This window comes from Streptomyces shinuiensis (assembly GCF_043660855.1).
Taxonomy (GTDB): Bacteria; Actinomycetota; Actinomycetes; order Streptomycetales; family Streptomycetaceae; genus Streptomyces.
Genome location: NZ_JBIHML010000001.1, coordinates 1125460 through 1149289 on the forward strand (window position 1 = coordinate 1125460; position 23830 = coordinate 1149289).

The 23830-nt window shown below is 71.5% G+C and carries 17 protein-coding genes; 9 read left to right on the forward strand and 8 right to left on the reverse strand.

Annotated elements, in window-relative coordinates; genetic code table 11:
• Positions 1-189: 189 nt before the first annotated feature.
• Positions 190-1362, forward strand: a complete 1173-nt coding sequence (locus ACGRHY_RS04990; protein WP_394634177.1) for a hypothetical protein — start codon at positions 190-192, stop codon at positions 1360-1362.
• A gap of 63 nt (positions 1363-1425) precedes the next feature.
• Here ACGRHY_RS04990 and ACGRHY_RS04995 read toward each other — a convergent pair whose 3' ends face one another.
• On the reverse strand, positions 1426-1623 hold the full coding sequence (locus ACGRHY_RS04995; RefSeq protein ID WP_394634178.1) for a DUF397 domain-containing protein: 198 nt from the start codon (positions 1621-1623) through the stop codon (positions 1426-1428).
• A gap of 280 nt (positions 1624-1903) precedes the next feature.
• Between ACGRHY_RS04995 and ACGRHY_RS05000 the strand changes: the two genes are divergently transcribed.
• Positions 1904-5473: an nSTAND1 domain-containing NTPase gene (locus tag ACGRHY_RS05000; protein ID WP_394634179.1), complete on the forward strand. Its 3570-nt coding sequence runs from the start codon at positions 1904-1906 to the stop codon at positions 5471-5473.
• Here ACGRHY_RS05000 and ACGRHY_RS05005 read toward each other — a convergent pair whose 3' ends face one another.
• The 3 genes from ACGRHY_RS05005 to ACGRHY_RS05015 are packed head-to-tail and all read right to left on the reverse strand — an operon-like array spanning position 5474 to position 6873.
• Positions 5474-5773: an NIPSNAP family protein gene (locus ACGRHY_RS05005; RefSeq protein ID WP_394634180.1), complete on the reverse strand. Its 300-nt coding sequence runs from the start codon at positions 5771-5773 to the stop codon at positions 5474-5476.
• A 45-nt stretch (positions 5774-5818) separates the two neighbouring features.
• The gene (locus tag ACGRHY_RS05010; RefSeq protein ID WP_394634181.1) at positions 5819-6028 is read right to left on the reverse strand and encodes a DUF397 domain-containing protein; all 210 of its coding nucleotides are present in this window, start codon (positions 6026-6028) and stop codon (positions 5819-5821) included.
• Entirely contained in the window at positions 6025-6873 is an 849-nt protein-coding gene (locus ACGRHY_RS05015) for a helix-turn-helix domain-containing protein (protein ID WP_394634182.1), read from the reverse strand. The genes ACGRHY_RS05010 and ACGRHY_RS05015 overlap by 4 nt, the downstream gene beginning before the upstream one ends.
• 165 nt (positions 6874-7038) lie before the next feature.
• Between ACGRHY_RS05015 and ACGRHY_RS05020 the strand changes: the two genes are divergently transcribed.
• From ACGRHY_RS05020 to ACGRHY_RS05035, 4 genes are all read left to right on the forward strand, one after another.
• Positions 7039-7656 (forward strand): ATP-binding protein, encoded by a 618-nt coding sequence (locus tag ACGRHY_RS05020; protein ID WP_394634183.1) that lies wholly within the window; start codon positions 7039-7041, stop codon positions 7654-7656.
• 100 nt (positions 7657-7756) lie between these two features.
• Positions 7757-8500, forward strand: coding sequence for an AlbA family DNA-binding domain-containing protein (locus ACGRHY_RS05025; protein ID WP_394634184.1), 744 nt, complete (start codon positions 7757-7759; stop codon positions 8498-8500).
• Positions 8448-10217, forward strand: coding sequence for an ATP-binding protein (locus tag ACGRHY_RS05030; RefSeq protein ID WP_394634185.1), 1770 nt, complete (start codon positions 8448-8450; stop codon positions 10215-10217). Before ACGRHY_RS05025 ends, ACGRHY_RS05030 begins: the two co-directional genes overlap by 53 nt.
• A gap of 4 nt (positions 10218-10221) precedes the next feature.
• Positions 10222-10494 carry a DUF6444 domain-containing protein gene (locus ACGRHY_RS05035; protein WP_394634186.1) on the forward strand — a complete coding sequence of 91 codons (273 nt, stop codon included), beginning with the start codon at positions 10222-10224 and terminating at the stop codon, positions 10492-10494.
• A gap of 28 nt (positions 10495-10522) precedes the next feature.
• Here ACGRHY_RS05035 and ACGRHY_RS05040 read toward each other — a convergent pair whose 3' ends face one another.
• The 3 genes from ACGRHY_RS05040 to ACGRHY_RS05050 all read right to left on the reverse strand — a co-directional run bounded on the left by ACGRHY_RS05040 (position 10523) and on the right by ACGRHY_RS05050 (position 16368).
• Positions 10523-13069: a GmrSD restriction endonuclease domain-containing protein gene (locus ACGRHY_RS05040; protein WP_394634187.1), complete on the reverse strand. Its 2547-nt coding sequence runs from the start codon at positions 13067-13069 to the stop codon at positions 10523-10525.
• Between the two features lie 124 nt (positions 13070-13193).
• Positions 13194-14033: a ParB N-terminal domain-containing protein gene (locus ACGRHY_RS05045; protein ID WP_394634188.1), complete on the reverse strand. Its 840-nt coding sequence runs from the start codon at positions 14031-14033 to the stop codon at positions 13194-13196.
• Positions 14034-14196: 163 nt separating this feature from the next.
• Entirely contained in the window at positions 14197-16368 is a 2172-nt protein-coding gene (locus ACGRHY_RS05050; RefSeq protein WP_394634189.1) for a UvrD-helicase domain-containing protein, read from the reverse strand.
• A 188-nt stretch (positions 16369-16556) separates the two neighbouring features.
• Between ACGRHY_RS05050 and drmA the strand changes: the two genes are divergently transcribed.
• Genes drmA through drmC form a run of 3 tightly spaced genes read left to right on the forward strand, consistent with a single transcriptional unit; the run spans position 16557 to position 23055 of the window.
• Entirely contained in the window at positions 16557-20402 is a 3846-nt protein-coding gene (drmA, locus tag ACGRHY_RS05055; RefSeq protein WP_394634190.1) for a DISARM system helicase DrmA, read from the forward strand.
• Positions 20399-22294, forward strand: a complete 1896-nt coding sequence (gene drmB, locus ACGRHY_RS05060; protein WP_394634191.1) for a DrmB family protein — start codon at positions 20399-20401, stop codon at positions 22292-22294. The genes drmA and drmB overlap by 4 nt, the downstream gene beginning before the upstream one ends.
• Positions 22291-23055, forward strand: a complete 765-nt coding sequence (gene drmC / locus ACGRHY_RS05065; protein WP_394634192.1) for a DISARM system phospholipase D-like protein DrmC — start codon at positions 22291-22293, stop codon at positions 23053-23055. The genes drmB and drmC overlap by 4 nt, the downstream gene beginning before the upstream one ends.
• Positions 23056-23112: 57 nt before the next feature.
• On the opposite strand, the gene hemQ is transcribed toward drmC, so the two are convergent.
• Positions 23113-23829: a hydrogen peroxide-dependent heme synthase gene (gene hemQ / locus ACGRHY_RS05070; protein WP_394634193.1), complete on the reverse strand. Its 717-nt coding sequence runs from the start codon at positions 23827-23829 to the stop codon at positions 23113-23115.
• Position 23830: the final 1 nt, after the last annotated feature.

Here is a 23830-nt window from a genome sequence, read left to right on the forward strand (position 1 = left end):
GGAAGGCGGAGGAACATGCGCCCGAGAGGCCCCCCGTCCAGGTGTCGCGGGGGCGGAACCGCCCAGCGTGGGGCCGCCCGTTCCGCCAACACCGTTGGCACGGACCGTCCTTGGCCGGAAAACGCCTGCGTCGCCCGATCGGGCCCAGGGAAAGGATCGGGTCGTCACTGAAAGCGGCAAGGGGGTTGCGTGGGGTTCGGGCAAGAGTGGAAAGAGCGCTTCGAGGAGAAGCTCGACGCCTACGGCAGGAAGCTCGGCGAGATCGACGAGAGAGTCGCGGCGGTCCGCACGTCGCTCGCCGAGGCGGCCGACAAGTCCGCGTCACCACAGTCGCAGGTATCGGACCAGGAGCTCTACAAGCTCCGGGAGGCCGTCTCCACCGGGACCATGGTCCTGCGGGAGGAGAACCGGGAACTGCGCCGACGGCAGGAAAGGATGCTCAGCGATCTGAAGGACCTGCGCCTGGAGATCACCGGCAGCCGCACCGGGGCGCATCCGCCGTCCGTCCCGGTTGCCCCTGATACCGGTGATTCCTGCGAGCCCGGAGGCGAAAAGAAAGAGGCGGAAGAGGATCCGCCGCCGGACCCGTCGATCGAGACCTCCGGAGTACAGGACAACCAGCGGCTGGAGAAGTGCGTGGAGCAGGGGCAGGAGCGGGACGGCGGGCGGCCGGAGAGCGGGGCGGGCGTACCGGCCGTTCCCGCCAGGACGACTCCCTCCGGAGGAGCCGGGAAGACACCGCAGGAGCACGTGAGGATGGTGAAGGAGGCCGCCGAGCAGGCTCTCCGGAACCGTTACCAGGACCCCTGTGGCCGTACCGACCGTACAGGGGCGTCTCCGGGAGCGGATGGCCCGCGGCTTCGCGGCGTCCACGGAGACGGCGGAGGCGGGTGCAGACAAGGACCGGGGCGGGAGGACGGCCGCGGGACGCCCCGCGCCCCACTGACCGAGCACGCGGAACTGCTGCTGAACGCCGCCGGGGTGTCGCGCGCCGAACTGGTCTGCCACCGCGACACCTGGGAGTTCCTGCTCGTCCAGACCGTCCGGCACCCGCGCTTCCGCGTTCCCGCGTCGGTCGAGGACATCGATAACGGAAACGTGCGGACACACCTGTCCGGGCCGTCGCTCATCGCCGCCCTGATCAGCCTCTGGAAGGCCCGCGAGGCGCCGAGCGAGGAGGTGGACGCGGACTGGGCGATGGCAGCCGTGCTCTACGACCGCATCCGCGCCCGGCTGACCCAGGCCGGCCCCGGCAACGATCGCAATACCGTCCGCATCGCCCTGAACGACGGGGCCGAGACGGAGAAAGCGGCCGACGACGACACCCCGGGGGCTGCGGGGAAGGAGCCGGACGCGACATAACCCAGCCCGCTCACACCGCTGCGGCCCGGACGTCGTCCGGGCCGCAGCGGTGCGGGACCGGGTTCAGCGCCCAGCCACGAGCGCGACGAACGCCGCCCATCCGTCCCGGCCGATCCGGAGTATGGGCCCGCTGCCCGCAGCCTTGGAGTCCCGTACGAACACGGCCTCCGGCCCGGCGGCCACCTCCACGCAGTCCCCGCCGCCCGATCCGCTGTAGCTGCTCTTGAACCAGACGCGTCCGTCAGGCCGGTCGGTGATCATAGCTCCCCTGCCACGCGCTCGATGAGACGTGCGGACTCCTCGGTACTGAGGGCCTGCGTCCGCAGCATGCCACGCGACATGTGCCGATGACCGGTTCCGTACTGCCTTGTTGAAACAGACTTGAGTGTCCCCCGATGATATTCGGGCGCCGCAACCGCCCGCTGCGTCCGCCTGCCACGGACGCAGCGGCGAGGACGGTTCGGAAGCCACACGAGCGATACGGGGGGGGCGCGCTGGTGCTGCGGAGACACGGAGACCGCCGACCCGGAGGCGGTGCGGCGTGAGGAACCGCATGCAGGTGGTGCTCCAGGTCATGCTGGCGCTGTTCGCCTGTTTACTCGGCATCGCCACGAACTACGCCACCAGCGCGGATGACGCACCCTGGGTGCTGGAGGTCATCCAGCGTGTCTCCGTACCGGCCATCGGGCTGCTGGTCGTGGCCATGGTGGTCGGCCAGATCGTCGTGTACCGGTTGGAGAATCCCGCGCCGCCACAGGTCGACTGGCCACACGACCGCACCCCGTATCCGGGCCTGGACGCCTATGAAGAGGATGAGGCGGCCGCCTATTTCGGCCGGGAGGCGCAGGCTGCCGAGCTGACCCGCAGGCTGCATGCCACCGCGACACGGCCCGCAGACCGGTTCCTCCTCCTGGTGGGGGCGTCCGGCAGCGGGAAGTCCTCACTGGTCCGGGCGGGGGTGACGCCCCGGCTGCACAGGCGGCGCTGGAAGATCGTCCCGGCGTTCTCGCCCGGCCCCAATCCGCTCGGCGCCCTGGCCGCCGCCTTTGCCGCCGCGGCTGGAGGGCAGGAGCAGACGAGCGCGGTCCTGCGGCGGCTTCGGCACGGACCGGACGCCCTGCGGGAAGAGCTGGCCCGGTTGCGCGGCACAGGCTTCCGGCGTGTGCTGCTCGTCGTCGACCAGTTCGAGGAACTCGTCACCCTCGCCGGAGAACGGGACCGGGACCAGTTCCTCGACGCACTGCGCACCTGTCTGGAGCGCGAGCCGTCGGTCCGGATACTCGCCACGCTCCGCGTGGACTTCCTGGGCCGGCTTCTCGGCACCGGGCACGCCGATCTCGTCCAACACCCCGTCGCCATCGGCACCTTGAGCAGGGCCCAGCTCGCCGAGGTGGTGGAGCGGCCCGGGACGCTGGTGAACCTCTCCTTCGCTCCTGGTGTGGTCGACACCATCGTGAACGAGACAGGGACGGACGACGCCCTGCCGCTGCTGGCCTATCTGCTCCAGGAGCTGTACTTCGCCTGCGGCCCCGGCGGAACGGTCACCGAGGAGGCGTACCGTCGGCTCGGTGGTGTCCCAGGGGCCTTGGCGCGGCAGGCGGACAGCGCCGTGGCGGCTCTCGGCACGGTCGACGGCATCGAGTCCGTCCTCCGTGTCCTGCTGAAGTTCGTCACCGTGGAAGGGCGGGAAGTCGCCCGCCGCCGTGTGCCGCTGTTTGAACTCACCGACAGGGAAAGAGGCGTGGTGGAGGCGTTCATCGACGCCCGGCTGCTGCGGTCCGATGTTCCCGGGGACACGGCGGCCCACCGGGAGCCGTACGCGCAGGTTACGCACGAGGCCCTGTTCCGCCAGTGGGCACCGCTGCGGCAGGAGGTCGAGGCCCGTGCAGAGCGGCTGCGCGAGCGCGCCGAGCTGGAGAGGTGGGCCGAGGACTGGGAGCGGTCCGGACGCAGCACCGACTACCTCCTCACCGGTGAGCGGCTGACCACCGCCCGGCGCCGCCTGGAAGCCCTGGACGAAGCCGGTCAGACACCGGCCCGGGTCCGTGCCCTCGTCGACGCTTCGCAGCGCCATGACCTCGCCTTCCTGAGCCGCGTCTCCGACAGCATCGGGCGGCAGGCCCTCCGCAGCGCGGAGAGTGAGCCCGAACGAGCCCTGCTGTTGTCCCTGGCAGCACTGGACGAATGCGTGCCGACCCCCACGGCCCGACGGGGGCTGATGGCCGCGCTGGCCACCAGCCATCAGCGGGTCCGGCTCGATGGACACACCGACACCGTCCGGGACATCGCCTGGTCGCCCGACGGGCGGTTGCTCGCCACGGCATCCCGGGACGGTACGGCCCGTATCTGGGACGCCGCTTCGGGACGGCCTCTACTCGTCCTGCCGTGCGACGGGGTGATGGTCGAATCGATCGCCTTCTCACCCGACTCGGCCCGCGTGGCCACCGCAGGCCGGGACCAGGTCGTACGGATCTGGAACGCGGCCACCGGTGAGCCGGAACTGCTGCTCAGCGGAGCCGGTGACGTCGGCAGACAGGTGGCCTGGTCACAGGACGGGCTGTACATCGCCGCCACCTTCAAGGACCGTATCGTGAAGGATCGTGTACTGCGCATCTGGGAGGTGTCCCGCGGTGGTCCGCCCCTGCGGGAGCTGCGCGGACACCGCGACGACATCTGGGGGGTGGCCTGGTCCCCGGACGGCAGCCGCCTCGCCACCGCCTCCCACGACCAGACGGTGATCGTGTGGGACTGGGAGGCCGGCTCGGCGGCTCTGACCCTGACCGGGCACACGGACTTCGTCGAAGGAGTCGCCTGGTCCCCGGACGGGCGCTCCCTGGCCACCGGTTCGGGCGATCACACCGTACGGATCTGGGACTCGGAAACGGGCGGACTCCGTCTCCTCGTGCGCGGGCACGGCGACTACGTGTGGAACCTGGCCTGGTCTCCGGACGGCCGGATGCTCGCCTCCGCCTCCTCCGACAGGACCGTGCGCATCGTCAGCACCTCGGACGCCGAGGTACTGGCGGTACTGCGCGGTCACACGGACACGGTGTGGGGTGTCGCCTGGTCACCGTCGGGCACCCGGCTGGCCACCGGCTCGACCGACGGCACCGGCTTGGTGTGGGACCTGCGGCCGCGCGGTGCGGAGACCGTGCTCGCCGAAGGGCACGACGGCCCGGTTAACCAGGCCGCCTGGTCCAACGACGGCAGTCGTATCGCCACCGCCTCCAGCGACGGCACCGTACGGATCTGGGACGCGGACTCCGGGGCGGCGGCCGGGCCGGTGACGCCGCTGGGCGAGCGGGTGTGGAGCGTGGCATGGGCGCCGCACGGCGACCGGCTCGCCCTGAGCACCGATGACGGGCTGTTCCGCATCGTTGACAGTAACTGCGGTGTGCAGTTCGAGCAGCGCGGCGAGGTCGTCGAAGGTTGCGCATGGTCCCCGGACGGCGGGCGGATCGCGATCGGCGGGCACGATGGCACCGTACGGGTGCTGTCCGCGCTCGACGGGACCGAGCTGGCCAAACTGGCCGAGCATCAGGACTGGGTGGGGCGCGTTGCCTGGGCGCCGGGCGGCCGCCTGCTCGCCAGCTGCTCCGACGACCGCACCTGCCGCCTCTGGGACACGGCCGAGAACCGTCAGCTCACCGTCTTGCGCGGGCACGACAATTACGTGGAGGACGCCGCGTGGTCCCCCGACGAGGGGCGGGTCGCCACGGCGTCGGGTGACTGGACGGCCGCCGTGTGGGACGCAGCCACCGGCCGTCGCATCGACATCCTGAAAGGGCACGAAGGCCGGGTCCGCGCGGTCGCCTGGTCTCCGGACGGCAGACACATCGCCACCGGGGCCGACGATCGGACGGTACGGGTGTGGTCCGCGGAAACCTTCGAAGAGATGGCGGTCGTCGGCGTCCACCAGCGCAAGGTGACATCTGTGGCCTGGTCCCACGATGGTGCGCGACTGTTGACCGGGTCCGCCGATGGAACGGCTCGGGTGTGGGAGGCGGAACCCGACTACGACGGCCTTGAGGCACGGGCGCGCAGCAGAGTCTTCCGCGTGCTCACGGAAGAGGAGCGACGGCACCACCTGCTGCCGCTCGACACACAGTGATCAATAGGACCGCTCGACCACGCGTTCCTCGGTGCGGGTGAGGTAGTCGTCCGGGTCGAGGCCCATGGCCTTGCGCCGGGGCGAGGCCCAGTACACGGCGTTGCGTTCCGCGAACGTCCCGGGGCCGTCGTAGGAGATCAGCCAGATGAACTGGTTGCGTTCCCGGTCGGCCCAGGCCCCGTCGATCGTGAAGCCCAACTCCAGACGCAGCGGGACGATCTCCTCCCGCCATCGCTCCACCCACTCGTCCAGCTTCCCGTCCCGGACGGTGTACGTGCGCAGTTGTGTGATCTTCGCCATGGCAGACATCCTCCCGGAGCGAGGACTGCGGCACCACATGATCGGTCAGCCGGTGGTGAACGCCAGGAAAGCGGCCCACCCGTCGCGGCCGACCCGTAGCACGGGCCCGTCGCCCGCAGCCTTGGAGTCCCGCACGTACACGGCCTCCGGCCCGGCGGCCACCTCCACGCAGTCCCCGCCGTTCGGGCCGCTGTGACTGCTCTTGGCCCAGGACAGCTCACCGGGCGTGTCCCCGCCCTGCCGTTCGATGCTCATGTCTCCCCTGCCGCCCGCTTGATGAGATCGGCCGAATCCTCGGCGTTGAGAGCCTGTGAGCGCAGCATCCCATACTGGAGCCAGAACTCGCTGACCGCGCGGCAGCCGGACCGGACGCTCAGCACGCCCTGCGACTCGATCACCACGAACCTCTGCCGTACGTCCGTCTCCAGCAGGACCATCGGGCCGCTGAGCCCGCTGTGGGCGGCCCTGCTGTTCGGCATCACCTGGATGTCCACGTGCCGCATGCGGGAGCACTCCAGCAGGTGGGCGAGCTGGGCCCGCATCACCTGCGGGCCGCCCACCATGCGGTGCAGCGCCACCTCCTCGATGACGAACGCGAAGACGGTGAGGGGCGTCCTGCGCGTCAGGATGGACTGTCGTGCCAGACGTGCCGCGACGCGCTGCTCGACGATCTCGTCGTCGAGCGGCGGGAAGTGGGTCTGGATCAGGGCGCCGGCGTACGCCTCCGTCTGGAGGAGTCCCGGAATCACGAGCTGGTCGTAGGAGAAGCGGCTGATCGCCTCCAGCTCCAGTGCCGCCACGTCCTGGAAGAACGCGGGCAACTGGGCGCGGTCCACGTCCTCCTGGAGGGTGTCCAGCGCACCGCCGGCCTTCAGCACCCGTTCCGCCGCGCCGGTGAGCGCGGCCTTCGCGGGCCGCCGTCCCTGCTCGACCGAGGCGACCTGCTCCAGCGAGTACCCGATGGCGTCCGCCAGGGACTGCTGGGTGAGGCCTTCGCGTTCACGGAAGAGGCGGACGAGTTTGCCGTAGGCGCTCCACGCACCGGGCCGGTCCCCGCCGCCGTCCCCGGCGGTCCTGGCGCGCTCGTTGTTCCTGCCCATCGTTGTCCCCCTGGTCCGTCGCGGGTGCACCTCCATGGCGAACCGCGCCGGTGCCGGACGGGTCACAGGCGACGGCCGTACAGCCGCCGTACAGGGGGTTCGCGCACGGGCGTGTACGGCGGTCCGACCTGGCCGTACGCCCTCGCGTGACGGGACGGTTACGGCATGCGACACCAGAGTTCCGCCACCGGGCGGTCCACCACACGCCCCACCGACCGTCCCGCCGGGCAGGCCGCCGAACAGGCCATCGGCGTACCGCGGTTCACCACCCGCCTCAGCGGCACGCGGCGGGGCGCGCGGCTGGCGCGCAGGCTCGCCGTGCAGCAGTTCGCCGAGTGGACCGGCCTGCCGCACGGCTGCGACGCCGCGCACGCCGTCGCCCTGGTGACGGCCGAGCTGGCGGCCAACGCAGTCACCCACGGCAGCCTCCCCGGCCGGGACTTCCGGCTGACGCTGCTCCTGCCGTCCGAACCCGCCGTACACGAGCCCGCCCCGCACGAACCGACCCCGTCCGAGCCGGCCGTGATGCGGATCGAGGTGACCGACACCCGGCCCGAGCGCCTCCCCCGCCACCCCGCGGCCGAACCGGGGCCACCCGACGAGGTGTCGGGGCGGGGGCTGCTCCTGGTCGCGGTGTACGCCCGGCGCTGGGGGTGCGAGGCGCGGGACGCGTTCACCAAGACCGTCTGGGCGGAGGTGCCGCTGTGTGCGGGGGGTCTCCCGAGCCCTGCCTCGGCGAAGCAGGCTCCGGCGACGGCAGGCGGCCAAGCGTACGAGGCGTAGGGAACCAGTCGGCAGCACGCTGGACGAAGACCCACCGGGTCGGCGGCACCGGGCACGCCCCGGAGGCGTCCGAAGCGGGGAAACCGGCACAATACGCGGTGTGAACGGACACGATGCGGATCTGGCCGACGTCCTCGGTACGCGCGAGACCGCCACCCTTGAGTTCAAGCGGACCGCCAAGAGGGAGGGCAAGCGCGGCGACGCCATCGGCAACGCCGTCTGCGCGATGGCCAACGACCTCACCTGCAAGGGCGGCGGGGACGTCCTCATCGGTGTCGCGGACGACGGGACCCCGGTCGACGACGTGGACGTCAGCGACCGGGCCCTGCTGGCCCTGACCGATCTCCGGGACGACGGCAGGATCCTGGACCGGCCATCCTTCACCGTACGGGCAGCGGTCTACCGGGGGAAACCCGTGGTGCACATCCATGTGGAGGCGTCGGCCGCGCTGCCCGTGCGTTTCGAGGGTGTGGTGTGGGTTCGGCCCGGTCCGACCACGCGTAAGGCGACCCGCGAGGACGAGCGGGTTCTCGCGGAGCGCCGACGGGCGGGAGACGGTCCCTTCGATACCAGGCCTGTACCGCGCGCCTCCCTCGACGATCTGGATCTCGAACTGTTCCGGCAGGCCTACCTGCCGTCCATGGTGGGCCCCGAGGTCATCGAGGAGAACGGACGCCCGGTGGAGTTGCAGCTCTCCTCCCCTGCACCTCACCACTCCAAAGGGGCGGCCGACCGTTCTGGGGCTGCTCACCGTCGGGCTCGATCCAAGCAGCCACATTCCGGGAGCGTATGTGCAGTTCATCCGGTACCAAGGGGTGGACTTCGACGCACCCGTCGCCGATGACCAGGAACTGCGTCAGAACTTTGTGGGTGTGGCGGCCAGGCTGGAACCCCTGCTGCGCAGCAACCTGCGCACACGTCTGGTGGAGGAGGGGTTCAGGGAGACGCCGCGACCCGACTATCCGCTGGAGGCTCTGCGGGAGGTGTCGATGAACGCCCTGATGCACCGCAACTACGAGACGTCCTACGCCCCCGTGCGCATCGCCTGGTTCGACGACCGGATCGAGGTGACCAATCCGGGAGGCCCCTACGGGCAGGTCCGGAACGACAACTTCGACCGTGTGACCGACTACCGCAACCCTTCGCTCGCCGCCGCTCTGAAGGGCCTGGGCTACGTCAACCGGTTCGGGCGGGGTATCGGGCGGGTGCAGGCATCACTGGCCCGCAACGGGAACCCTCCCGCCGAGTTCGAGATCGACGACGAGGCCCGGGTGATCGCCTGGGTCGACTCCAACGGCCGGCGCTACGACTACGTCTACGACAACCTGCACCGGTGCGTCGCCGAGGGCGGCACCGAGGGCCACATGCAGGTCCGCATCGCCTACGACGGGACCGACCCGGACACCGGCCACAAGGTCACCACACTGACCACCGCCGCCGGGCACGCCACCCGCCATGTGATCGATGACCGCTGCCGCACGGTCGCCATCACCGACCCGGCCGGCCACACCACCCGCTACACCTACGACGGGCGCGGCCATCTGGCCTCGGTCACCGACGCCCTGGGCCGGGCCACGTCCGTGCGCTGCGACGCGGCCGGGCTGCCGGTGGAGGCCGTCGGCCCCGACGCGGAGGTGCGCTGGCACCGGGACCGGCTGGGGCGGGTGAAGACCGAGCTGGTGAACGGCCGGGCCCTGTCCTTCTCCTACGACGCGCTGGGCCGCCGCACCCGCCGCACCACCCCCACCGGGGCGGTGTCCTCCCTCGCCTACGACGCGGCCGGCAACCGCACCGCCCTGACCACCTCCGGACGCACGCTGGACTTCGCCCACGACGCCGCCGGGCGCGAGACCGCCCGCCGCATCGGCGAGCACCTCACCCTGGCCCAGTGGTGGGACCGGGCCGGGCGCCTGACCGGCCAGGCCCTCACCGCCGGACCGGAGAACGCGGTCACCGTCCAGCAGCGCACGTACCACTACCGGCCGGACGGCCACCTCACCGCCGTCGACGACCTCCTGTCCGGCCACCACGCCTTCGACCTCGACCCGGCCGGCCGCGTCACCGCCGTCACCGCGGCCGACTGGAGCGAGACCTACGCCTACGACGCGGCCGGCAACCAGACCTCCGCCTCCTGGCCCGCCGGGCACGCCGACGCCACCGGCGAGCGCGCCTACACCGGCACCCGCCTCACCCGCGCCGGGCGCTTCCGCTACGAGTACGACGCAGCCGGCCGCACCGTCCTGCGGCAGCGCGTCCGCCTGTCGAAGAAGCCCGACACCTGGCGCTACCTGTACGACCCGCTGGGCCGCCGCATCGCCAAACAACGCCTGGTGGCGGACGAGGAGACCATCACCGAACAGGTGGACTTCACCTGGGACGCCCCGGTCCTCGCCGAGCAGCCGACCCGGACGAAGTTCTTGCTCGCCACAAAGACGATGGAACCGTGGCAGCTCATGCTGTCCATGATTTCGATGACCTGCCGACAAAAAGGTAAATGTTTTGGATGGTCGGTGAGCTGCGGTTATTTGGTGCGAGGCTGTCTTGCCGGGCAGGTAGATTGATCTTGTGACCGAAGTCCAGCAGCCGCAGCCCTCGCATGAGGAGTTGGCCGCGCTGGTCGCGGAGTTGAAGCTCTTGGTTTCCGCGCAGGCCGCGACGATCGCGGAGCTGGAGCGGCGGGTCGCGGCGGATTCGCATAACTCCTCCAGGCCGCCGTCGAGTGACGGGCTGTGCAAGAAGCCTGCGCCAAAGCCGCTGCGGCAGCGGTCGGGCCGCGAGCCGGGCCGGCCAAAGGAGATCCGGGCGGACGGCTGGAGCAGGCCGCCGATCCGGACGTGATAGTCGATCACCAATCGCAGATGCCGTGTCAGTCCCTCCGGGCCAGGTCCAGTGCCGCCGTGTGGATGAACCAGTCCAGTACCTCGCAAACCTCCTCGCTGTGCTCCGAGAGGACCCGCAGCGGGAAGGACGGGCGCAACTCCAGCTTCCCCTCGGAGAGTTCGATTCCGTCGATCTTGTTGAGGCGGCGCAGGAGTTCGCGGCGCTGCTCTGTGTCGTCGAAGGGACTGCGGCTCTTGAGGTACTGGAAGACGACCTCGACCGTTCCGCTCACGGGGTAGATCCCGAACGGCCACAGAAGGTGGGAACGTCGGCTCGTGCCGGTGTCCAGCACGGGGAAGCAGCTGGTCTCCTCGTGTCGGCCGTAGTTGACGTGGCCGCCCTGGCGGCGCCAGAAGTCCAGTACCGCCATGACTCCCCCGAACGACTCCGGGCAGTGCTCCTGCAACTGGTTGCGGAACCGTTCGGCCGCCGCGGGGTCCTCCTCACCGGGGAGCGGGTCGTGCGAGGCACGCTGCACCACGTCCTTGCCCAGCAGGGTGGCCAGCTCCGCGGCCGTCAGACGCTGTGCGCGGCGGGCGCGCCCGGAGGAGTCGAACCCGACGCCCTCGCTCTCCAGCAGTTCTCGCGGCGATCGCCGGTCACCGCCGTCCGCCCAGTGGAAGGAGGGGGAGACACTGCCGTCCACGGTGAGGACCCGGTAGGCACCGAGCACCGTCGGATTGGAACTCAGGTATGCGCCCACGGGGACCGGATGGCTGCCGATCAGCTCGGCGACGTCGCCGTAGGTCGTCCAGGTGCCGCTCGGCATCGCGACCAGGGCCGCTCGCAGTTCGGACCAGCCGGGCCACTCCTCCCCGGCCGGCTTGACCCCGCCGACCGGGCCGGGCCACAGCCGGACCGCCCGCTCGGTGAGACGGTCGGCGCGCTCCAGGATCTCCGCCCTGCCCCAGCGCTGCGCCGAGGCGATCTCCAGATTCATGCGCAGGGCGCTGGCCTCGAGGATCTGCTGCTTGCGGTTGAAGGGGTGGTTGGAGAGCTTCGCGTTGTCGCCGGTCAGGGTGAGGTTGCCGAGTGTGTGCACCAGCAGGTCGTGCAGCTCCTGGGAGCTCTGCCCAGGCTCGGTCTCGTCGGCGAGCAGTTCGAGCCATGCCGGGGCCGGACGCTGCGGGAGGACGTGTTCCACGCTGAGGGACGCCTTGGTGAAGTCGACCGGCTCGGTGGGGCGGTAGCTCTCCTCCAGGCGGCGGAGGATGTAGGCGCGCTGTGGGGGGCGGCCGCTCCAGTAGAAGGGCTTGCCGCGGATCGCCTCGCGCAGCTCCTCGTCGCTCGGCCACCTCCGGCGGCGGCCGGACAGGAACCGCCGGACGGCCTCGGCCGCCGGGCGGTCGGTCTCCAGCTCCTTCGGGGCGTCCATGAAGATGCGGTTGAGACCGGTGGTCGGGGTCTGGCAGATCAGGCGCCGCACCAGATAGGACTCGACGTACGACAGGGCCTGCGCCGCGTCGTCGGCTGTCGTGCGCCCGGCGTCGATCAGGTCCAGCAGATGGAGGGCGAGCGGGTAGTGGGTCTGCCCGCCCCAGTCCGCCAGGCGCTCCAGTACCGCGCGGAGCGGGGGCGACGGCTCGCGATGCGGTTCGATGATGCGGAGGAAACGCCGCCCCCGCTCGGCGAGTCCGCCGATCTCCTGCTGCAACGCGTCCTCGTCGCCGGCCAGCGGCTGGAGCCGTTTCTGCTGTTCCCGGTAGATCTCGCTCTGCTTGGTCTTGTGATGTCCGCGCACGACGAGGTCGAGCCAGACGAGGAGTTCGAGGTTCTTCGGGCCCAGGCTCTGCTGCATGGGCAGCCACAGTTCCTGGTAGACCCGCTCACCCCGCTTGGGCAGCAGCATGAACACGTAGTTGCGCAGCAGGTCGCTCTGGCTGAGTCCGACGCCCGTGTTGTTGATCGACTCGAAGATCCGGTAGACGTTGTCGCCGGACTCGGCGGTGATCTCCACGATGGAGAGCAGGTCCTTCAGGACGGTCTCGACGGTCGCGACCCACCGCTCGTCGCCGGCCTCCCGGCCCTCGGCGAGCGCGCCGCGGAAGAACCGGTAGGCCGCGCCGACGTTGTCGCTCCCCCCGGCCTCGGCCCGGGACTGGACGCAGGCGGTGTACGCCTCCCGGTCCGCCTGTGTGGGCAGCAGACGGTAGTGGTCGAGGCCCTCGTGGAACTCGTTGACGAGTATCTGGCGGTGCACCCTGTCCACTCCGCGTGCGTCACCGGTCTCCTTGAGATGGTCCCGCAGAGCGGTGAACGCCAGCATCAGCGTGGTCAGCCGCTGCTGACCGTCCACGACCAGCCACCGCTGCACACCGCCGGCCTGGAGCTGCCCGGGAGCCAGCACCACCGAACCGAGGAAGTGCGGTGCGGTGGGCTCGCCGGACCGGTGCTGCTCGGCGAGCTCGCAGACGTCCTCCCACAGCCGCTTCAGCTGCTCTCCGCCCCAGCTGTACGTGCGCTGGTAGAGCGGCACCTGGAACTGCTTGTCCCCCTGGACGAGTTTGAGGAAGGTGATCTCCTGGGCGCGCATGCGCTTCCTTTCCCCGCGGTGCACGGGTTCTGCAGGTCCGCCCGGCGGCTGGGTTCAGGGCCGACGGTCGTCCGAACCTAGCGCCGACCCTGTTGGAATGTGGCGGGTTCCGGCCACTTCCGTATCAGCCCTGCCCGTCCGCCGGCATGGGGCCCGCGTGCGTGGAGATCCTGGGCATCGTCTCGTTGGGAGACCTGCGCAGGAGCTTGATGTTCCGGCCCTCCACCCAGGCGTTCCAGGCCTTGAGGTAGTAGAGCAGGTGCTCGCGTGAGTCGTCGCGGCGACGGTGTGCTCTGCCCGCGGCCAGGTTGAGCATGGTGTTGCGCAGAGTCAGGCGCGGATCGCCCGGCTCCAGTCGCGCGCCGGTGACGACTCCGTCCTCCCAGGGGGACTGGTCGATGTCGGCCCGCGCCCGGGTGGTGACGTACCAGCCGATCGCCGCCGCCGTGACGGTGATACGGCATGCGCGGTTGAGGGCGATGCCGTGGTGGAGCGCGTCGCGGATACCGGGGTGCTCGCCGAGCGTGTCCAGGAGCTGGTCGTTGCTGGTGACGGAAGTACCGCCGCTCCAGGCGGAGTTCGGCGCATGCAGGTAGAGGTGGAGTCCGCGCAGGGCCGCGGCCAGGTGCGTCGCGTTGGCCTCACCCGCGAGCGCGAGGGCGTCCCGGCCGGTGCGCTTGCGCCCCGTGTCCATCACGGTGAACGCGGTGCGGGGTACGCCGTGTGTGACGGTCAGGGGCACCGTGATCCCGGCTTTGACGATCGCCGCGAGCCGGTGCTGGCCGTCGATGAGTGTGCCGTCCTCGTCGAAGGCGATGCCCTGGTGCGTCAGTTGCCACTCTCCGCGCTGGATCTGGCCGGCCAGTTGCTGGACCGTTTTCTTGCTGAGGGGCCGGTTGTTGGTGTTGCGCGTGAGCCATTCCGTCGCCAACTGGGGCGAGACGTCGAGCACTTCCATGTGCATGGCGCGTGCGCCTTTCTCCGGGAGCGGTTGGAGCCCGCAAGGGCGAGGCCCGACTCAGCCTGCGACATGAGTGTGAACTCTGTCAAATGACACATACGGCTGTCGGGGCGCCCTAGCGTTCTCGGGGGGCGCCGGAGTGCCCCCGCCGCGTCTCACCCGGCTCTCACCCGGCGACCGGGTCCAGCAGGCGGCTGCGCTCGCCGTTCCACGAGACCGCCAGCGCGTCCCGGGCCCTGGTGCAGGCCACGAACAGCAGGCAGTGCTCGGCCAGCAGGTCGGACCGGTGCTGGACGGGATCCACCTCGGCCGGCGTCACCTGCGGCGCGAAGGGCAGTACGCCCGCCGTCACGCCCACGACGGCCACGCACCGGAACTCCAGGCCCTTCATCGCGTGCATGGTGGCCACGCGCACACCGGACACCTGGGGCCCCGGGTCGTCCCTGACCGCGACCGCCGGGACGCGCTCCCGCCTCAGCCGCGCGACGACCGCGTCGACCGTGGTGTTGAACCGGGCACACACCGCGATCTCGGACGGCTTGACGCCGTCGGAGCCGGTCCAGGTCCGGATCTGCTCGACCAGGGCCCGCAGTTCCCCGTCCTGGTCGGCGTACCCGCGTGCGCTCGGGACGCGGCCGTGCAGCTGGGAACGGTAGCCCCGCAGCGAGTCGCGGCCGCCGTCATCGTCGTCGTCCTCGCCCAGCCGGCCCACGGGCCGCCCGTCGAGCAGGGACGCGGACCAGCGCAGGATCTCCTCCGTGCTGCGGTAGTTGACGCGCAGTCGCGACGCTCGCCCCCGCACGTCGATGCCCAGCGAGCGCAGCGAGACGCGGGAGTCGTAGATGCGCTGGTGGGGGTCGCCGACGAGGAACATGTCGTCGGCGCCGGGGGCCGCGCAGGCTCGCAGCACCCGCCACTGGGCCGGGTGGAGGTCCTGGGCCTCGTCCACGACGACGTGGCGGTAGCGCGGTCCGGTCCCGGCCAGGATGCGGGCGGCCCGGTCGCACAGCTGCGTGTACGTGGCCGCGTCGCGCGAGGCGATGTCCGCCGCGAACCGCTCCATGACGCGCCACAGCCGGGCCCGCTGCACCCGCCCCACCGGGGTGCCGCGCCCCCTGCGGCCGCAGCGCAGGTACTCCTCGGGCGCGCGCAGTCCCTGCGCCAGGACGACGTTGCGGTACTCCTGGGACAGAAAACGCTCCGTCCACGGCAGGTCCTCGCGTGCGGCGGCCCGGGCCCAGGCGCTCTTCTCGGCGGCGGCCGTCAGCGGTCTGGGCGAGCTGCCGCGCGCCTCCCGGACGGTCCGGGCGGCGAGCGCGTCCACCGTCGTGACGTCGACGCGTTCCAGCAGGCGGGCGTCGGTGTCGCCGAGCAGGAGCGCCAGGCTGTCGCGCAGGGAGGCCGCCATGGCGTTGGTGAAGGTGGTGAGCAGGATCCGGTCGCTCTCGCGGCCTTCGCGCAGCAGGTGCCGCACCCGGTGGAGGGCGACGACGGTCTTGCCGGTGCCGGGTCCGCCGGTGACCTGGGCGGGACCGTTGAAGCCGGGGTGGTAGGCGTGGCGGCGCTGGGCGGGGTGGAGGAAGACCCGCCAGCGGGTGAAATCCTCGGTCAGGATGCGTTCCAGCTCGCCGGGGCCGGTGACCTCCACTATGCGGTCGGGTGTGTTGAGGATCGCCTCGGCGAGGGTGACCCCGGGCCGCTCACCGGCCGTGCGCACGGTCTGCCCGCGCGGGACGATCAGCTGCTCCCAGACCTCCTCGGGGGAGTAGCCGTGCGCCAGGTACTCCAGCACCTCGTACTGGTCGGCGGGCATCATGGGCGGCGCCATGACCGCCAGGTCGTCGGCCGTGACGCAGACGCGGGCCAGGCGCAGGACCTGGTCGTCGACGCCGAGGTCGCGCAGCACCGTGTCGGAGTGCTCCTCGAAGAGGCGGACGGGGGTGTCGTCCGCCTTCGTCCCGAAGTACGTCTCCATCTGCTCCAGGGCGTCGACGTTGCGCACCTCCAGGCCTTTGGTGGCGCCGTTGACCGAGTAGACGCGCTTGCAGGCCCAGTTGATCGCCTCGTCGTGGTGGGCGACCCGCAGGAGGGTGAACAGTTCGCTTCCGTCGTCGGGGGCCAGGAGGACGCCCCGGTAGGCCCTGGTGACGCGTATCGTGCGGATCCGGGGGTCGCGCGCCCGCTCCAGCTTCTCCAGATGCATGCCCTTGCTGGCGTGAAGCTGGGGGACGGTCATGCTCCGGAACATCCGGATCGCGTCGTTGGCCTCCTTCTGGACGGGCCTCGGCAGTGAGACGAGGTCCGCGACGAAATCGCCGGAGAGGGCGAGTCGGGGCATGGGCGTCCTCGGGTCTCGGTCGGGCGGTGGCCGGGGTCAGCCTAGAGACTCGTCCGGCCTTGAGTACCGGCACTCCGTCCGATTAGTATGTGAACTCTGTCAATCAGAAATCTTCTTCGTGCCGTCTCCGGCCGGTCCGCCTCCGGCCCGCTCCTCGCCCCACGGCCCCGTCCGAAAGGACCCACCGCATGCCGGCCCAGCCCGCCCAGGCCGCTGTCCCGCACCCGCTCGACGAGGTGCCCCAGACCTTCCGCGACGGAGACTCGTGCACGGTGCGGGACGGGCTGGTCGCCTACATCCGCCGCGATCTCCTGGGCCCCTGGGACGGCGGGACGGAGACCCTCCCGGCCGGCTCCTCCGGGCCGCGCGACCGGTACCTGGTCGGCATGCTCGGGCCGCGGCCCCGGGACGTCACCACCGACCGGATCACGATCGCGGCCGCCCAGAGCGCGGACGGTGAGTCGGGGGACGAGCGGGAGGGCGACGACGGCGAACTCCAGGACCGGCTGACCCCGCAGGCCGCGGGCCACATCCGGGCATCGTCCATGGGGCTGGCCTTCACCGTTCCCGCCTCCGTCGGCACGCTCAGCGCCACCGTCCGCTGGGGCCGCTACACGCAGTCGGAGGAGAGCACCGACCGGGGCACCACCCGCAGGGTCTGGTCACGGGAGCAGATCGTGCGCCCGGTGGACATCGACGTGACCGGCGCCACCGACCGGGCCGCCCCGCTGGAGGGTGACGCCGTGATCCTCGACGTGCAGGTGCGGCGGGTGGCGCGGGACACCGCGCGGGCGGACACCGAGGAGCTGCGCGTCGTCGAACTGGCCCTGGTCAACAGGCTGGAGGACAGCCGCGAGGCCCGCGACGCCAACTGGCTCTTCCAGACCGGCATCGAGGTCACCGCCTTCCCCGACGACCAGGCGGCGGTCTTCCTCCCGGTCGACGACCCCCTCGACCCGGCGAACCGGGGCAACGTCCCCGAGGACCCCGAGGACCGGCGGCTGCGCCTCCTCTACCGCGACAGCCTCAGCCACGCCAAGGGCCGCAACGTCGCCGTGCACGCGCACGTGCGCGACGGCGAGCGCAACGCGCACCGCCTGACGACCGACTGGCTCCCGGAGTACGACGTCCGGGCCACCACCGCGCCGACCGCCGAGGGGCAGACGCTCCTGCGCGGGCTCGAACTCGGCATGGACGAACTCGCCGCTCTCGCGGTGCCCGCCCGCCGCACCGAACTCGCGGCCGCGCTCGCCCCGCTGGCCGACGGCTACGGCACCTGGCTCGAACAGCAGCGCGCCAGGGCCCGCTCCCTGCCCGACGACCTGCGCGCCTCGGCCGAGGTGGCCGTCGAGCAGGCGCTGGACGTCTGCGACCGCATAACGCTCGGCATCGACAGGCTCGTGGCCGACGAAACGGCCCTGGAGGCCTTCCGATTCGCCAACCGCGCCATGGCACTCCAGCGCCGCAACACCGCCGTCGCCGCCGCCCGCGCCGGCCGCGAGGACGACCACGGCTCCTGGCGGGAGGCGTACGACGGGATAGGCGCCAGGGGCAAGGAGGCCGCCAGCTGGCGGCCGTTCCAGCTCGCCTTCGTCCTGCTGAACCTCGACTCCCTGACCAGGATCGGGCACCCGCACCGCGGTACCGGCCGGGAAGCCCTCGTCGATCTGCTGTTCTTCCCGACCGGCGGCGGCAAGACCGAGGCGTACCTGGGCCTGGCCGCCTACACCTTCGCGCTGCGGCGCCTGCAGGGGACGATCGGCTCGGGAACGGAGGCACGCAGCGGCGAAGCGGGGGTCGGGGTCCTGATGCGCTACACCCTGCGCCTGCTGACAGCCCAGCAGTTCCAGCGTGCCGCCGCCCTGGTCAGCGCCTGCGAGGTGCTGCGCCGCGAGGAGTTCGCCCGGGACGCCCGCTGGGGGGCCACCCCGTTCCGCATCGGCCTGTGGGTGGGAACCTCCGTCTCGCCCAACTGGTTCGACGAGGCCAAGGAGCAGATCGCAGGCGCCAGGGAGAGCGCGAGCGACAAACACGCCCGGGTCCTGCAGGTCCTCACCTGCCCCTGGTGCGGCAGCGCGCTGACGGCCCGCTCCCACATGGAGTACGACGAGGCGCGGCGCCGTGTCCTGCTGTACTGCCCGCGCGGGGAGGGGGAGGACCGCTGCCCCTTCTCCCGGCGCGAGTCCCACGGGGAGGGCATCCCCGTCCTCACCGTCGACGAGGAGATCTACCGGCTCGCCCCGTCCCTGCTGATCGCCACGGTGGACAAGTTCGCCCAGCTGCCGTGGAACGGGTACGCGGGCCTGCTGTTCGGCAGGGTCACCGAGATCTGCCCCCGCCACGGCTACCGCCACGACGACCTCGACGCCAGGACCGGCTGCGGAAGCCGCCACAACGCCAGGGGCGGCCGGCCCGGCGTCACCGCGCAGCCCGTCACCCGGCTGCGGCCCCCGGACCTGATCGTCCAGGACGAGCTGCACCTGATCTCCGGCGCGCTCGGCACCACCGTCGGCCTCTTCGAAGCAGCCGTCGACCAGCTGTGCACCTGGAGCCTCACCGACGAGCGGGGACGGCGCCACGAGATCGGTCCCAAGATCGTCGCCTCCACGGCGACCACCAAACGGGCCGCCGACCAGGTGCGCGGCGTCTTCGGCCGCAAGGTCGCCGTCTTCCCGCCGCAGGTCCTCGACGCCGGCGACACGTTCTTCTCCCGGCAGGTCGGGCTGAGCCGCGAGCACCCCGGCCGCCGCTACCTGGGCGTGTGCGCCCACGGCACCCGGCTGAAGGCCGCCGAGATCCGGGTCGCCGAGATCCTGCTACTGGCCGGGCAGCAGCTCTTCGACGACCACGGCAGGCCCGCGGACCCCTACATGACGCTCGTCGGCTACTTCAACGCCACCCGCGAACTCGCCGGCATGCGCAGGTACATGGACGACGACATCACCACCCGCGTGCGCTCCAACGGCAGCCGCAGGGGCCGGGACACCCTGTCCGACCGCATTGTGAGCAGGACCGGCATGCTGAGCATCGAGGAGCTCACCTCCCGTATCTCCTCGGCCGACATCGGCGCGACCCTGAAGCGCCTGGAGATCGAGTTCGACCCCGAGCGCGACACCTCCGGGAGGCGGCGCGCCTTCCTGGACGAGTACCGGGCCGCGATACGGGAGAAGCGCGAGCCCCGCGCCGCCATGACGCCCACGGCCCGGCAGGCGGTCGACGTCGTGCTGGCCACCTCCATGCTCCAGGTCGGCGTCGACGTCTCCCGGTTCGGTCTGATGCTGGTCGTCGGCCAGCCCAAGAACACCGCCGAGTACATCCAGGCGTCCTCGCGCGTCGGCCGCGACGCCCGGCGCCCGGGTCTGGTGGTGACCCTCTACAACTGGTCCCGCCCGCGGGACCTGGCCCACTACGAGGACTTCGAGCACTACCACGCCACGTTCTACCGGCAGGTCGAGGCCCTGTCCGTCACCCCGTTCACCCGCCGCGCGCTCGACCGGGGCACCGCCGCCACCTACGTCGCCGCGCTGCGGCACGCGGCGTACGAGACCTCCCGCAACCTGGACGCCCACGACATCGACCTCGACGGGCCCCAGGCCCGGGACGTCGAGCGCCGGCTCCTGGAGCGGGCCGAGCGGGTGGGGGGCGAACGGGCCCGCGAGTACCTGGGCGAACGCCTGGACCGGCTGAAGGACGAGTGGCGCGGCACGCGCGACGGGAGCGGCGCAACCCTCGGCTACCGCAAGGAGAAGCGGAAGACGACCACCGTGAAGGGTCTGCTGAAACGGGCGGACGGCTCCCGGTGGACCGAGCTGACCGTCGGCATGTCGATGCGAGAGACGGAGAACGAGATCAACCTCCTGCTGCCCGGCGGCGGGGCCTTCCTGGAGGAGCCCTCGGCAGACGGCCCCGACTGGAGCTTCGGCGCGCCCGGCACCGAAGCCGGTCCGAGTGCCGACCGGGAGACGACGGCGACCGTGGACAGCGACGAGTACGGCCCCACGTCGGCCGGTACGGCAGGGAAGGCGCAGCGATGAGTACCCACTTCAACCGCAGGGTCGGCGCCGTCCGCCCCAGCCACCTGATGTTCACCGCCGGCATCGGCTCGCTGGTCGATCTGCCGAACTTCTCGGTCCTCATCAAGGGAACCGACTTCTGGAGCCACTCCGGCGCCGCCACCGACTACGACATCGACGAACCCCGGCTGCGTGCCGCCGTCAACCGGGCCCTCCAGCGCTACGGACGCGGCCGGATCGACGAGCTGCGCGCCGCCCCCTGGCTGGAGGGTGCGGACACCGACCCCAGGGGCTGGGCCGCCCAGGGCGTCGGGGTGCCCGTCACGCCGTTCCCCCAGTGGCTGCGCTGCACCGCCTGCAATGTGCTGGCCGCGGTCGACTCCGGCGAGTTCGCCTTCGTCAACTCCAACCCGCGCACACCCCACGAGGCGAAGTTCGTCCACGACTGCAGGCGCGGAAAGCCGCTCGCCGTGGCCGCCCGCTTCACCCTCGTCTGCACCGACGGCCACCTCGACGAGTTCCCGTACGCCCCGTACGTCCACCACGGGCAGGACTGCGGCAGGGCCCGGCGTCCGAAACTGCGCATGAAGGACCACGGCGGCAACCAGGCCGCCAACGTCACCATCGAGTGCGTCGCCTGCGGCGCCAAGCGCAACATCCGGGAGGCCATGGGCGAGCGCGGCCGCCGCCACCTGCCCCGGTGCCGCGGACGCCACCCCCACCTGGGCACGTACAAGGCGGACGGCTGCGACGAGGCCGCCGTCCTGATGGTGGCGGGCGCCTCCAACCAGTGGTTCCCCCTCACACTCAGTGCCCTGGCCCTCCCCCGGGCGCGGGGCGGTGACATCGACAAGCTCCTCGACGACCACTGGCCCGAGCTGCGGACCGTCGAGAACCGGGGGCAGCTCGACTTCATGGCGAACCTCCCCCAGTTCGGTTTCCTCAAGGAGTTCGACGCAGACGCCGTCCTCGCGGCGATCACGGCCCGCAAGCGGGGAGCCGACGGGCCGGCTCCCTCCGCGCCCGACGTCCAGGCCGATCTCTTCGGCCCCGAGTGGGACGCGCTCTCCGGCCCCGTTCCCCCGCCCGGCGACGACTTCGCCCTGCGTCAGGTCCCGGTCCCGCCGCCCCTGGGAGAACTCTTCTCCGACGTCCGCCAGGTCGAGCGGCTGCGCGAGGCACGCGCCATGATCGGGTTCACCCGGCTCGACGCCCCCGACCCCGAGTCACCGGAGATCGCCACCCGCGTGAGCCTGTCCCGCGGCGCGCAGAACTGGGTTCCGGCCGGCGAGGTGCGCGGCGAGGGCGTCTTCCTGCGCGTGCGGGACGACCTCATGGCCCAGTGGACGGCGCGCGTGGAGAAGTCACCGCAGATGGAGGCCCACCGGGAGGCGTACGCCCGGTTCCGCCGGAACCGGAAGTCGGATCGCATGACGAGTGACTTCGACCCCCACCAGGGCTGGCCCGGGGCCCGGTACATCGCCCTGCACACCCTTTCCCACCTGTTGATCCGCACCATCGCCCTGGAGTGCGGCTACAACTCGGCCTCGCTCGCCGAGCGGATCTACGCCGGAGACGAGCAACATCCGAGGACGGGCATCCTCGTCTACACCGCCGTCCCGGACTCCGAGGGCACCCTCGGCGGCCTGGTCTCCCTCGCCGAGGAGCGCGAGTTCGGCCGGATCGTCCGCCGCGCCCTGGCCGACGCCGGGCACTGCTCGGCCGATCCGCTCTGCTCCGAGCGCCTGCCGCACGACCCGGACGACTACCTCCACGGAGCCGCCTGCCATGTGTGCCTCTTCGTGTCCGAGACCACGTGCGAGCGTGCCAACAGGTTCCTGGACCGCCGCTTCCTCGTGCCGCTCTCCGAGGACAGGGAGCAGGTGCTGACACCGGCCGGTCTGCTGCCGTGAGCCGGCCCGGGTTCGAGGCGGCGGCCGAGGCCGCCGTCGCCGCTCTCGGCCTCTCCCGTGCCAAGGACCTCGTCGGCCTGCTGGCACAACGGCGCGCCAGGGAAAGGGCACTGACCGAGCTGGCGACTCCGGGAGTCGGTGAGGCCGTCGCGCGGCTGTACGACGCGATGGAGACGGAGTCGGTCCCCCACACCGAGGCGGCCGCCTACGTGCGGGGCTTTGTCGCCGCCATGGCGCGCGCCCGCGACGCGGTCCGGGTCCGCACCGTGTGGAGCGGCCCCTCGACGCCGGCCGTGCCGGTGCGGGCGACCGCCCGGGTGCTCGTCGAGGTCATCGAAGGCGCCCGGGAGGAGTTACTGGCCATGACGTACGCGGCCCGGCCGTACCCGGCCCTGACGCGGGCCCTGACGAAGGCCTCGGAAAGGGGCGTGGAGACGCACGTCGTGGTCGAGACGCTGGCCGGCGCACGCGGTCTCCTGGCAGGCCGTGAACCGGCCGACGCGTTCGCGTCCGTGCCCGGTGTACGCCTGTGGCACTGGGCACGCGATCCGGCCGAGCAGCCGCGCTCCCGCCAGCACGCCAAACTCGCGGTCGCCGACCGCCGCACCCTCTTCCTGGGCAGCGCCAACCTGACCGAGTCCGCGGCGCGGCGCAACATCGAGGCGGGAGTGCTGGTGAGGGGCGGTGACGCGCCGCGGCGGGCGGCGGAGCACATCGTGGAGTTGCAGCGCATGGGCGTGCTCAGACCTCTCCGCCCCTGACCGTCCCGCCTCACGTCCCGCCCGGCGAAGGGACGGGCGGGACGTGTGCCGGGGGCGCTACGCCAGCCCCGCCACCAGTTCGGCCAGGTCCTTGCGGCGACCGGTGTAGAAGGGGATCTCCTCGCGGACGTGGAGGCGGGCGCGGGAGGCGCGCAGGTGGCGCATCAGGTCGACGATGCGGTGCAGCTCGTCGGCCTCGAAGGCCAGCAGCCACTCGTAGTCGCCCAGCGCGAAGGAGGCGACGGTGTTGGCCCGCACGTCCGGGTAGCCGCGCGCCATCTTCCCGTGCTCGGCCAGCATCTCGCGGCGCTCCTCGTCCGGCAGGACGTACCAGTCGTAGGAGCGCACGAACGGGTAGACGCACACGTACGCGCGCGGCTCCTCGTCGGCGAGGAAGGCCGGGACGTGCGAGCGGTTGAACTCGGCGGGGCGGTGCAGCGCCATGTTGGACCACACCGGCTCCATCGCGCGGCCCAGCCTGGTGCGCCGGAAGAGGTTGTACGCCTCCTGGAGCGCGTCGGCGGTCTCCGCGTGCCACCAGATCATCACGTCGGCGTCGGCGCGCAGCCCGGAGACGTCGTAGGTGCCGCGCACGGTGACGTCCTTGGCGGCGAGCTGCTCGAACAGCTCGCGGACCTCGTCGGCGTGGCCGGCGCGGTCCTCCGGCAGCGCCTCGCGCAGGCGGAAGACGGACCACAGGGTGTAGCGGATGACCTCGTTGAGGTCCTTGGCCTTCTTGCCCGCGTTGGGCGTCTTGCGGGGTTCAGCAGTCATG